Source organism: Iningainema tapete BLCC-T55, from assembly GCF_014698965.1.
Taxonomy (GTDB): Bacteria; Cyanobacteriota; Cyanobacteriia; order Cyanobacteriales; family Nostocaceae; genus Iningainema; species Iningainema tapete.
In genome coordinates, this window is sequence record NZ_JACXAE010000126.1 from 104,348 (window position 1) to 116,644 (window position 12,297).

General features: G+C 38.1%; 9 protein-coding genes. 8 read left to right on the forward strand and 1 reads right to left on the reverse strand.

Annotated elements, in window-relative coordinates; translation table 11 throughout:
- The first annotated feature begins 95 nt into the window (after nt 1-95).
- The 8 genes from ICL16_RS41510 (at nt 96) to ICL16_RS41545 (ending at nt 10,795) form a co-directional block, all read left to right on the forward strand.
- Entirely contained in the window at nt 96-1,574 is a 1,479-nt protein-coding gene (locus ICL16_RS41510) for a GumC family protein (protein WP_190837924.1), read from the forward strand.
- 24 nt (nt 1,575-1,598) lie between these two features.
- Entirely contained in the window at nt 1,599-2,888 is a 1,290-nt protein-coding gene (locus tag ICL16_RS41515; RefSeq protein ID WP_190837927.1) for an O-antigen ligase family protein, read from the forward strand.
- A 377-nt stretch (nt 2,889-3,265) separates the two neighbouring features.
- Complete coding sequence (locus ICL16_RS41520) at nt 3,266-4,543, forward strand: lipopolysaccharide biosynthesis protein (protein WP_190837928.1); 1,278 nt, start codon at nt 3,266-3,268, stop codon at nt 4,541-4,543.
- Entirely contained in the window at nt 4,540-5,475 is a 936-nt protein-coding gene (locus ICL16_RS41525; RefSeq protein ID WP_190837931.1) for a glycosyltransferase family 2 protein, read from the forward strand. The genes ICL16_RS41520 and ICL16_RS41525 overlap by 4 nt, the downstream gene beginning before the upstream one ends.
- Nucleotides 5,476-5,571: 96 nt before the next feature.
- The gene (locus ICL16_RS41530) at nt 5,572-6,525 is read left to right on the forward strand and encodes a beta-1,6-N-acetylglucosaminyltransferase (RefSeq protein ID WP_202895964.1); all 954 of its coding nucleotides are present in this window, start codon (nt 5,572-5,574) and stop codon (nt 6,523-6,525) included.
- 17 nt (nt 6,526-6,542) lie between these two features.
- Complete coding sequence (locus tag ICL16_RS41535; protein ID WP_190837933.1) at nt 6,543-7,529, forward strand: glycosyltransferase family 2 protein; 987 nt, start codon at nt 6,543-6,545, stop codon at nt 7,527-7,529.
- Nucleotides 7,530-7,557: 28 nt separating this feature from the next.
- On the forward strand, nt 7,558-8,601 hold the full coding sequence (locus ICL16_RS41540) for a glycosyltransferase family 2 protein (RefSeq protein ID WP_238361181.1): 1,044 nt from the start codon (nt 7,558-7,560) through the stop codon (nt 8,599-8,601).
- A gap of 76 nt (nt 8,602-8,677) precedes the next feature.
- Nucleotides 8,678-10,795, forward strand: a complete 2,118-nt coding sequence (locus tag ICL16_RS41545; protein ID WP_202895965.1) for a VPS10 domain-containing protein — start codon at nt 8,678-8,680, stop codon at nt 10,793-10,795.
- Nucleotides 10,796-10,854: 59 nt separating this feature from the next.
- Here ICL16_RS41545 and ICL16_RS41550 read toward each other — a convergent pair whose 3' ends face one another.
- Entirely contained in the window at nt 10,855-11,622 is a 768-nt protein-coding gene (locus tag ICL16_RS41550; RefSeq protein ID WP_190837936.1) for a WecB/TagA/CpsF family glycosyltransferase, read from the reverse strand.
- Between the last annotated feature and the right edge of the window lie 675 nt (nt 11,623-12,297).

The window sequence follows — 12,297 nt, forward strand, 5'->3', positions numbered from 1 at the left end:
ACAAAAATTTAACTGGTTAGAAGAGTTGAATGAGAAAGTAAACCAGATTATGATTAGGGTGCATTATTAATATTAAATAGCTTTGTATTTAATTTATGAATCCTTTGCCATGGTTGAAAAGCGGAAATACTGTGAAGGTAGAAAAAAATGTAGAGATTTCTCCAGCCTATACTCGGTCAGTAAAACCTAAACAACGTGGATACATATACTTACTGGCAATCATATTCTCCAGTGCGGCAGTTTGGGCAGTAGCTTTGGTGTATCTCAAAAAAGTCCAAGCAAAATACGTAAGTGGTTGGACGATTACGATTCCAGGAGGATCAGCAGCAAATACTAGCCTCAGCCTACCTAACATTGGTGAAGCATCATCACAAAATTCATCAGCCTATGCTGTGTCAGCTTTTGATCCAAGAGAAAATTATAAAGCTATTGTTACCAGTGATGAGGTATTAAAGACCGCAGCACAAAGTGTAAACATACCTTTAGAAAAATTTGGTTCACCTAGAGTTAAAATAGTAGACAACACAACATTGATGAACTTTGAGATTCAAGGTTCTACGCCAGAGGAAGCCAGAGAAAAATCTGTAGCTCTACACAACGCATTAGAAGCACGACTGAATAATTTAAGGAAAGAAGAAGTTGCTCAGCAAAATGAACGTTTAGAAGCCGGAATTGAAGATTTACGTAAAAAGCTAAAAATATCACAAAATCGTCTGTCTCAATTCAAATTAGTTTCTGGACTTAATTCTAATGAGCAAATTATCAAACTAGTAACTAACATTGAAGATTTGCGCAAGCAACGTGCTGAATTAGTAGCACAAGAGCAGCAACAAAACGCTAATCAAGCGCAAATATCAAGAAACCTTAGTCTTTCTTCTGAACAAGCATCTGAGGCATTTGTGCTGCAAGCCGATCCACTATTTCAAAAGTACCAAAAAAGTTACAATGAAGCTCAAGCTAAATTAATTTCTTTAAGTAGCAAGTTCTTGCCGTCACATCCTACAGTCATAACTCAAAAAACAGAGTTAGAATCAGCAGAAGTAGCCCTGGTGCAAAGAGGCGAGGCTTTATTAGGAAAACCTTTTAATATCGCAAGTATCAATAAAGTTAACTTTGGTAACTCTGAAGAGTCGGGAGGAGCGACAAGGACACAGTTGTCAGAGAAACTAGTGACAGTCCAAGCACAACAGCAGGGAATCCAAGCACAAGTAAAAGAGTTAGATCAGCAAATTATTTTACTGGAAAATAGGCTAAAGTTATTAACACAGCGAGCAAGCACATTAGAAGAACTGAAACGAGACGTGCAAATTTCTGAAACTGTGTTTTCATCGACTATCGCTAAATTAGATTTGACAAAATCTACAGTTTCTACTTCTTATCCACCAATACAAGTCCTGTCTCAACCTAGTTTACCAGATGAACCAATAAAGCCTAAACCAAAATTAATTTTATTAGGAGCAGCAGTAGGTTCACTGCTAATTAGTAGTGGTATCTTGATGTTGTGGCGACGTGATACTTTAAGGCACAGATTTCGCGAAGAAGCATCAAGTCCCATCATCAGAGAAAGAGCATAATGTTTATGCTGAAGTGTGAAAAACATGAAGCCACAGAACTTTGAAGAGCGACTAATTTGGTATTTCATTATTTTTACTTACGTATTCTATGTGATGGGAATCTTGTATCCCAGTAGCGCCTTATTGGGTTGGGTGCTATGTTTATATCTACTGATACAGCGTTTGTTTCAAACAAAAAATACACCGAAAAATCAAAGAATTTATGTTCCGTGGGTGACATGGATATGGTGTATGTGCATGGTAATTACCCTGTTTGGAACCTATGTAGCCTTAGACGATTTTAATTTCGGACTAAATGATTATCTTAGAGGAACACTAGGTTGGCTAACTAGCTCTGCATTGTTAGCATTATTTCTCTTTGTTGGGTGTTTAAATATTAGACCGCAATTGATTTATAGAGCGGTATGTATATTATGTGTACAAAGTTTGGGTGTCATTCCTATTTGTTATTTGGGTTATTACTTAAAGTTACCGGAAATTATTTACACTTCTTCAGTGGAAAGGTTTATTCAAAATGGTCCAATTTTTTACGAGGTAGGTTTATATTCCTTGGAATTTGGCTCGGAGCAAGTTCGTTTGTCGCTATTTACTCCTTGGAGTCCGGCACTGGGTTTAGTTAGCTGTATCTACTTTTTCTTGGTGCTACAAGAATCGAGTAGAACATGGCGGTACATGGGTTTAGTTGGAGTGATCGCCATGAATCTTGTCTCTGTTTCACGGCTGGCTCTAATTTGTCTGCCTATAGTGATGTTTCTGGTTTGGTTCCCCACAAATATAATTCGACCAAAAATTCAAATTGGTTTTGGAGTGATCGGTGTTTTGGCAGGTCTTCTGAGTACAGATATCATCTATGGTTTTAGAGATTTTGTTGATACCTTCAACGGTTCTAGAGCTGGTTCTTCACAAGTTCGTGCCGCATTAGCTCGAATTGCTTTTAAACGTTGGTCTGAAGCTCCTATCTGGGGACACGGCATTCAAGAAAAAGGTTCAAAAGTAGTAGCAAAAATGCCCATTGGCTCTCACCACACTTGGTTTGGTTTGTTATTTACTAAGGGGATCGTCGGTTTTATTGCCTTACTATTACCCATGCTATGTAGTTTTGTAGACTTAGCAATCAAGTCGCAGCAAAGTGTTAATGCCAGAGTGGCTTTAAGTATTTTCTATACTTTATGTTTATTTTCTTTTGGTGAGCAAATAGATGTTTTGGCTTATCTTTGCTGGCCTGGGCTGGTGATGATGGGAATTGCTTTCAAAGAAAAAGTACCCGAATCTGTACATGTTTTAAAAGAATTCACATCCAACACCACAAGTTAATACCTATAATTGGTGCATTTTTATACCCATCAGCGATCGCTTTCCTTTTGCAGCGGTTGCTCTCAGTATTTTTACTGCTTATTTATTCTCTCTATTCATGATCTCTTTACAAAAAGACTCTGACTAACAAGAGCCAGTGAAAATCCGCAATCCTTTCCGCACAGATTACATAAATTAAGTTATAATTTTCCCTGGGTAATAAATAGAATAACGAGTTTATACGGAAAAAAGTGTTTAATTATACTTAAAAGCCTGAAAAACTCTTAAGATACAGCAGTGATGGGTATTTTTGCTCAAAGTATTAACTCACAGGAGATTAAAAGGCTTAACTGCCCTTTAACTGGTAGTCAAATTATTTATCTCTATCCCATACACTGATGGTAATTAATAAAATCAAGCGGCAATTGTCAAATCAGTTCATCCGTAACATTGGTTGGCTGGGCGGTGCAGAGTTAATAAATCGAATTTTTCGTTTGGGGACAACAGTTGTACTCGCTCGTCTGTTAACCCCCCATGACTACGGTTTAGCGGCAGTAGTGTTAACAACCAATGAATTCGCAACTGTTTTTACCCTCAGAGCAGGCATCGGTGGCAAAGTTATTCAAGCAAATGAAGAAGATGTAAAAGTCCTATGTGATACAGCTTACTGGCTGAATTGGATTCTCGGTGTCTCTCTGTTTACGATTCAATGTCTAGCAGCTTTTCCCATTGCTTGGTTCTATCAAGAGAACCAACTGATTTTGCCAATTTGTGTAGCAGCGTTAGTATATTTAATGCTGCCAATTTTCTCAGTTCAAACGGCATTAATTGATAGAGAAAATCGACTCAAAGTTACAGCAATCAGTACGGCACTTCAGTCAATGCTAGGCAACATTTTCACTTTGGTGTTTGCCGTCATGGGGTTGGGTATGTGGGCGATCGTTTTACCTATAGTCCTGACAACCCCGGTATGGATAGTAGTATCGCACATGAATCATCCTTGGCGACCAACCAAGTCTTTCACTTTGGAGCGATGGCAGGAAATTGTCAATTTTGGTAGAGACGTACTTGGTGGTGAATTACTAGACAAGTTAAGAGCTAATATAGATTACCTACTCGTAGGAAGTTTTTTGGGCGTTCAAGCCTTGGGTGTTTACTTTTTTGCCTTCAATGCTGGTTTAGGAATCAGCATGAATGTAATTAATGTCATGACTTGGCCCTTATATCCTCATCTTTGTGCTGTTCGTGACAACTACCAACAATTGAAAGAAAAATACTTTCATAGCCTTAAAACTATTACATTAATTATTGTTCCACTTGTTCTTCTTCAGTCAGGGTTAGCTCCATTTTATGTACCAATTATTTATGGTAAACAGTGGGAAGTAGCAATTCCAATACTAGTACTTGTTTGTCTTTCTGCTTTACCGCGCCCTTATGCCAGTGCAGCAGCCATGTTACTTCAAGCTATAGATAAAACTTGGATTAACCTCCTGTGGAATGTCATTTTTACCATAATTTTTATAATTTTCTTGCTCATTGGGATGAAATGGGGAAGTGTGGGCGTAGCAGCAGTCGTACTGATTGCGCACCTTCTGGCAATGCCTATCTATATTATTTGGGTGAATCGATATGTCTTTTCTAATTCAACTGTATTAATTACTAGGAAAAAGTCATGAATCCTACCTTTACTATCGTAATACCCGCTTACAATGCAGCTCAATATTTACCAGAAACATTAGAATCAGTCTTAGCTCAAACTTATGAAAATTTTGAAGTATTAATTATTAATGACGGTTCTACAGACAATACTGTTGAAATTGTTGAACAATACAGTCAAAAAGACAGTCGGGTAAAGCTAATTTCACAAATAAATCAAGGAGTAGCTATTGCCCGTAATACTGGAATTGCGATGGCACAAGGAGAATTTATTGCTTTTCTAGATTCAGATGATCTATGGTATCCTGATAAGCTTGCTACTCATCTCGAACACTTTAAATCCTGCTCGGAGCTAGGTATTAGTTTCGCACGAGTGGAGTTTGTCACGTTTGACAATAAACCCACCGGGCAACTTTCTCACTCTCGACTAAAAAATTTGCAACCGTTACATTTTTATTATGAGAATCCGATTATTACTCCTTCTAATGCCGTGATTAGTCGAAAAGTTTTTGAATCTGTTGAGGGTTTCGATAAAAGTTTGAGCGGTACAGAAGATGCTGAGTTATTTTTACGTGTGAATTATAGTGGGTGGAAAGCAGAGGGTATTAATAAAGTATTGATACGTTATCGCACGAGTTTGGGTGGTGTTTCCTCAAAGCTTTACAAGATGGAAGAAGACTGGAACAGATTCAATGAGAAAATTCAAACTTATGCTCCAGATCTAATTAATCAACATTACAATCAGGCAAAAGCTATTTTTTTGCGCTATCTAGCCCGCAGAACTCTTCGTTTGCGGCTTTCTTCTCAGATAGGAGTGGAGTTGATGAATCGTGCGTTGCGTGCTCATGCACAAATAATCTTTCAAGAACCGCGCAGAACTTTACTCACAATGCTAGCGGTTTATAGTACGCATTTACTAAGTTTATTCAAATTTAATAAATCTCTGAATTAGCGCTGAGAGAACTGATTAACAGTATCTCTTGAAACTATTTTAATTAAACACTCATGAAAAAATAATAGCATCTACTGAAAATCATTGGGATCCCAAATGGTGAGAGTTTGCTATTTAATCCAAACCTATAAAAATCCTGAGCAAATCTATAAACTTGTCAAAGTTATCAAAAAATCTAGTCCCAATTCTTATGTACTGATCAGTCATAATTATAATGGTTGTATTTTAGATCAAACACCAATCCAAAATTTAACAGACGTTAGTATTATTGAGAATAAAATTAAATTGCGTGATTTCTCTATAACTCAAGCCTATTTAGACGCTATTAATTGGCTTTTTTATCATCAGATTCAATTTGATTGGCTGGTGAATCTTTCGGGTCAAGATTACCCGACTCAACCACTACCTAAGATAGAGAAATTTCTTGCCAATACACGGTATGACGGCTTCATACAATATTTTGATGTACTCTCTCCTCAGAGTCCTTGGTCTGTGAAAGTAGGGTGCGATCGCTACTTCTACCAATACAAATCTCTTTTACCAAAAGATTTACCAATCGAGCAAAAGTTGATTTTAAATCCTCTTGTCTGGCTGCTCAATCGTTATCAACCATTTTTCCGCATTAATACTTCATCTGCGATTATGTTTGGTTCTAAAAGTAATTGGACACCATTTAATGAAAACTTTGTCTGTTATGGTGGCTCTTACTTTACAACTCTTTCCCGAAAGTGTGTAACTTATTTGCATATTTTAGCACAAACATCACCGTCTTTAGTCAATTACTATAAAAAAACTTTACTGCCAGATGAATCTTTTGTTCAGACTGCCTTAGTAAATAACAAAAGGTTTAAATTGTGTAATGATAACTATCGGTATATAGATTTTCAAAATAGTCGTCACGGGCATCCCCAAATACTGAGTTGCAAAGACTACAGTAGTTTACAGAAAGAGAATATTCATTTTGCAAGGAAATTTGATCTCTCTAAAGATCAGAGAATTTTAGAACTTCTTGATGAGAGAATACTCAGAGAGAAATTGGTGTTTACTTAACAATGAGGTGAGTAATTATGCCGAAAATATCGGTAGTAGTTCCTGCTTATAATGCTGAGAGTACAATATTAGCAACGATTGAATCTATCCAAAAGCAAACTTTTTCTGATTTGGAAATCATCGTGATTAACGATGGTTCAAAAGACAGAACTGTAGAATTAGTCAACACAGTCAAAGACTCGCGCCTCAAAGTTTTCAGTTACGAAAACGGAGGTTTACCAGTAGCTCGTAATCGGGGCATCTCTCGTGCTACAGGAGAATACATATCATTTATTGATTCTGATGATTTATGGACTCCTAACAAATTAGCAGATCAACTGGCAGCTTTACAAAAACGTCCAGAAGCAGGAGTAGCCTATAGCTGGACTAGTGTAATGGACGAAAATGCTCAAGTTTTCTACTCAGGCACACCAGTCTTTTGTGAAGGCGATGTTTATCCTGATTTATTAGTTTGCAATTTCATCGCCAGTGGCTCTAATATTTTAGTCCGAAGGGAAGCAATTGAGGAAACAGGAGAATTTGACCCGACACTGCGCTCGGCAGAAGATTGGGACTACAGCTTGCGGTTAGCACGCAAATGGCATTTTGTTGTTGTACCCAAAGCGCAGATTTTGTACCGTAAATCTACTGGAGCCATGTCATCAAAAATTGATGTGATGGAGAAGTATGGTTTAATGGTACTTGATAAAGAATTTCAGGTAGTGCCACCACATCTACAACATTTGAAAAAACGTGGTCAAGCTACTGTATACGAGTATATGGCAGAATTAGCTTTACGGTACGCTTCACCAGCCGAAAAAGCTCAAAAAATTGCCTCTAAACTACAAAAAGCAATTCGACTGAATCCACAACTATTAATGAAGAAAAAGGTTCAAATCTTAATCTTCAAATTAGTTTTAATACAAGTTCTTTCACCCAAAATAGCCGAGAACCTATTACAGCTAATTAGTAAACTCCGCTCTCATCGGATGGCGGATCTGACCACTGATCGCGCCGTATCCTAACAACTTGCAGTTACTCATACTCATAGAAATGTCAGCCACACAACTGAAGAAAGTCTCTGTAGTTATTCCCACTTACAGAGCAGAGAAATACATTGCAACTACGCTGCAATCCGTACTGCATCAAACTTACACAAATTTTGAAATTATCGTTGTTGATGATGGTTCGACTGATCGCAGCCTAGAAATTTGCCGCTCATTCACAGACGATAGAATTAAAATTATTAGTCAAAAGAATCGAGGATTAGCGGGAGCAAGAAACACTGGCATCCGTAATGCTCAAGGCAAGTATGTAGCTCTCTTAGACGCTGACGATTTGTGGCTACCTCATAAGCTAGAAAAACACGTTGCCCATTTAGAAAGTAACCCAGACATAGGGGTAAGTTTTAGTCCTTCTGCCTTTATTGACGAAACAGGCAAACCATTGGGTTTCTACCAAATTACCAAAATAAAAGACATTACCCCATTAGATTTACTTTGTCGTACCCCAATTGGCAATGGTTCAGCACCGGTGTTTCGCCGAGAAGTCTTTGAAGAGATTAAATTTCAAGATAATCTGTACGGTGCAGTAGAAGATTTTTATTTTGACGATCACTTCCGCGAGTCGGAAGATGTTGAGTGTTGGCTAAGAATCGCGATTCAGACTAATTGGAAATTTGAAGGAATTCCGGAAGCTTTAACACTTTACCGAGTAAATTCCACAGGACTTTCAGCTAACCTCAATAAGAAGTTAGAGTCTTGGAAAAAATTGATTGAAAAAGTTCGCTCCTATGCACCAGAACTAATGGCAGAGTATGAAAAACCTGCTATGGCTTATCAACTTAGGTATTTAGCCCGTCGCGCTGTTACTCTCAAAGCAGGTTCAGTTGCCTTGGAACTATTTCACAATTCGCTCTCAACCTATTGGCGCATTTTAATTGAGGAGCCAAAACGGACATTAGTTACTGGAGCAGCTACCTATTTACTGTATCTATTACCTCAGTCTTTTTACAGTCAAATCCACAATCTCAGTTTAAAAGTTACGGGGGCAAACCAAAAATATCGATTGCAGCAACAGTCTAGAAAAACAGCATAAATGTAGAGACGTTCCGTCGGAACGTCTCTACAATGATTCCATCTAAAGAAAAGGTTGTATGAACAGACGTTTTGTCATGAAGATTGCAATTGCGATCGCTGCATTATTGACAGTGCTTGCCTGTGGGCAAATCAATCCAACTAGCCAAATCTTCACTTTGTCAGGTACAAATGTCAAAATTGCTCAAACTTACCGAAATACAGTTTTGGGAACAACTAACGTATCCTTAGGCGGTGGTGGTTATGTTACGGGTATTTACATACATCCTTTAGAGAAAGATTTAGTTTATATCAAAACTGATGTCGGTGGTTTTTACCGTTGGAATGCTGCCAATCAGAGGTGGATACCACTTACCGATCAGTTTCCACGGCAGCAAAACAATTATTATGGTGGAGAAGCTTTAGCACTCGATCCTAAAAACCCGAACATCGTCTACATTGCCGCAGGTAAATATACTGCTGACTGGTGGCAATACAAGGGAACTATCTTCAAATCGACAAATCGGGGTAGAACTTGGACAAAACTCAATATAGATTTGAAGATGGGAGGAAATGAAGATTTACGCTGGGCGGGTGAAAGATTAGCAGTTAATCCGTTCAATTCTCAAATTATCTTTTTTGGTTCACGAAAAGATGGATTGTGGAAATCTTTAAATGCTGGTAAGACTTGGAACCGAGTCAATTTTCCTGGCAAGCTTAGAGACGGTATTGGTATTACCGCAATTACCTTTAACAAACAAGCTCCAGGTACAATTTACGCTAGCGCCTATGGAGATGGAATATATAAATCAACTGATACGGGTATTAGTTGGAACAAAATAGCAGCTAGTCCATCAGAGGTATTGCGCATTGCTGTTGCTAATAATATTTTATACGTCACTCATAGCTCTGGTGTAAGTAAATTTACAAAAAGTTGGAGCAACATTACACCGCCAGATGTAAAGGGAACTTATAATGCCATCAGCGTTAACCCTAAAAATCCTCAAGATGTAATAGTTGTAAATTTTACAGAAAACTATCCGCAAATGTATCGTTCTTTAAATGAGGGAAGCAAATGGACTCAACCCAAAGCAAAAGTTAACAACACCGTGAGTTGGTGGTCTGAATTTATGCTTTCCCATCCTGCATTAGCAGCATTAGAATTTGATCCTAATGTTACAGGTAGGGTTTGGTTCACTGATTGGTATGGGATATGGCGAACAGATAACATCAATGCCAATCCTGTTGTCTGGACAAATTATCAAAAAGGACACGAGGAGGTTGTTGTTTTTACTTTAGTTTCACCTCCTAAAGGCTCTCTATTGTTAAGTGGTGTTGCGGATGTAGATGGTTTTAATCATAACAGAGGATTAGATACTTTCCCAACAAAAATGTTTGGTGGCAGTGGTCCTCAATTCCAAGATACTTACAGTATTGCATACAACGAAAAGAACCCGTTGAAGATGGTGCGGGTGGGCGGTACTAGGGGAAATAATACTTACACCGGCGCAACCTCTACAGATGGGGGTATGACATGGAAGCAGTTTCGTGGTTTTCCTGCGAAGATAATGCCCAACCGTGTAGCCATGTCAGCGACAAATCCCAACTTGTATGTTGTTGCTGTTAGTGGTAGTCAGCCGTTACGCACAACAGATGATGGCGCTTCTTGGCAAAAAGTTTCTGGTTTACCTAATGGTTTAGAAGGAGCTTGGAATTGGGGGCAACCGCTAGTTGCTGATAAAGTAGACGGCAATACGTTCTACTACTATGCTGATGGTAAAGTCTATCGCAGTACCAATGGTGGCTCGTCCTTTGAGGTGATGGCTACGTCTTTAACTCATGCCGATTGGCATTCTTTGAAAACGACTCCTGGAGTTAAGGGAGAATTATGGCTGAGTCTTGATAATCAGGGACTTTTTCGTTCCACCGATGGGGGTAAGACTTTTGCTCGTATTGCTGGAGTAGAGGTATCTCATTTATTTGCTTTGGGTAAGCCACAAACAGGAAACACTCCTGCTCTGTTTTTATATGGGAAAGTCTCTAAATTAGGAGAAGGAATCTTCCGTTCTTTAGATCGAGGAAAAACTTGGACAAGAATAGGCACGCCCTCCTTACCCATCGGTAATGTCCCCAATGTCATGGAAGCCAGCAGACAGCAGTTTGGACTAGTATTTGTTGGTACTAATGGTCGCGGAATTTACTACGGTAATCAGTAAGGAGTCAGGAATGCCCCTAGATCCCCGACTTCTTTGAGAAGTCGGGGATCTAAACTTGTTTAGTACTCAATACTATAGTCAAAAGGGATTTTGTATGATTTCAGCTTTTGCTGTATGATCAACCAGAAAAAAGGTAGGCTTTCTACCAAGTACCTTTTCCACAGTCTTTTTGGTTCAGATAACAATCTGTACAACCACTCTAATCCCACCTCACTCATCCATTTTGGTGCTCTTTTTTTGTTACCTGCTTCAAAATCTAAACTAGCACCTATTGCTAAGAATATCTTGACATTGCGCAAATGATCTTTGTACTTGATAATCCACTTTTCTTGTTTAGGTGCACCAACTCCTATTGCTAGTACAGTTGCCCCAGACTTGTTGATTTGCTCAATTATTTCCCAGCACTCTTTTTCGTTTCTTTCAAAACCAAAAGATGGGGAACATGCTCCTACAATTATGTTTCTATTTACTGAACTATTAATTCTCTCTTGAGCTTTCTTCGCTACTCCTTCCGCACCTCCCAACAAAAAAATCTTGGTATTATGGTCGTTTTTGTAATACCTGTAGAAAGCAGGGAACAAATCAGAGCCAGAAATTTTCTCTCTAAGAGGTGTGCCTAAAAACTTAGATGCATATATTAGTATTTGACTATCACATACTTTGTAAGTTGCATTATGATAAGCCTGGTAAAAATCTTCATCTTTTTGCAACTTAATTAAGTGATCTACGTTAGGAGTGAATACTATTCCTCCTGTCTTTAGTTGCTCTAATAACTCTACAGTGGATAAATTATCGACAGCAATATTGAGTAGATTAACCTGTTTCATCTTATCAGTCCCGGTTTAAAATCATCGTACTCACGCCAAAATTTACTTTAAGCTTAATTTTTACCACAAAATATTTCCCTCTTAATTTACGCTTAACCTATGGAGTAAATAGCCAACCCTGTAGTCTAACACCAAATTGACACATTCACCCTAACATGCATACTTTATCAGCATGACAAGTAAGGTAGCAGAGCAAATGTTGCTCTGCGCATTAGTAAGTAGCAGACATAGTGCAACTATGTCTATACATTAGTTGCTGCCATAATAAAGTACAAGCGTTTGAGGGGACAGTCAACTACTGGTTATATTTAAATACATATTCTCAGTAAATGTAAGTAGCTATAGAGCAATTAAATTAAAATTTTAATAAATACAAGTAATACAGGCAAGTTTATTAAAGATACGGTGAAGATTAGCTTCAAGAGAGTGTAAACTACTGGTAAAAACGATATGAAATAAAATTCTAGTTCACGTAATATTTATATTTAGTGCCAGTATCATTACAAAAACTTCAAATAAAGAGAACATATAGCAATCCTAAATCATTCGTAAACAACAAGATCCCCGACTTCGTAAAAGTTGTCGGGGATCTGAGCCTCCTAGAGAGCAAAATACAAAAGAACAAAATATTCTGCCTTTTGTACAGACGCTCCGCCGGAGCGTCTGTACGACTGA

Coding starts and splice junctions, on each gene's coding strand:
- ICL16_RS41525 (WP_190837931.1), top strand. CDS start 4,540: ATGAATCCTACCTTTACTATCGTAATACCCGCTTACAATGCAGCTCAA.
- ICL16_RS41540 (WP_238361181.1), top strand. CDS start 7,558: ATGTCAGCCACACAACTGAAGAAAGTCTCTGTAGTTATTCCCACTTAC.
- ICL16_RS41510 (WP_190837924.1), top strand. CDS start 96: ATGAATCCTTTGCCATGGTTGAAAAGCGGAAATACTGTGAAGGTAGAA.
- ICL16_RS41520 (WP_190837928.1), top strand. CDS start 3,266: ATGGTAATTAATAAAATCAAGCGGCAATTGTCAAATCAGTTCATCCGT.
- ICL16_RS41515 (WP_190837927.1), top strand. CDS start 1,599: ATGAAGCCACAGAACTTTGAAGAGCGACTAATTTGGTATTTCATTATT.
- ICL16_RS41550 (WP_190837936.1), bottom strand. CDS start 11,622: ATGAAACAGGTTAATCTACTCAATATTGCTGTCGATAATTTATCCACT.
- ICL16_RS41545 (WP_202895965.1), top strand. CDS start 8,678: ATGAAGATTGCAATTGCGATCGCTGCATTATTGACAGTGCTTGCCTGT.
- ICL16_RS41535 (WP_190837933.1), top strand. CDS start 6,543: ATGCCGAAAATATCGGTAGTAGTTCCTGCTTATAATGCTGAGAGTACA.
- ICL16_RS41530 (WP_202895964.1), top strand. CDS start 5,572: ATGGTGAGAGTTTGCTATTTAATCCAAACCTATAAAAATCCTGAGCAA.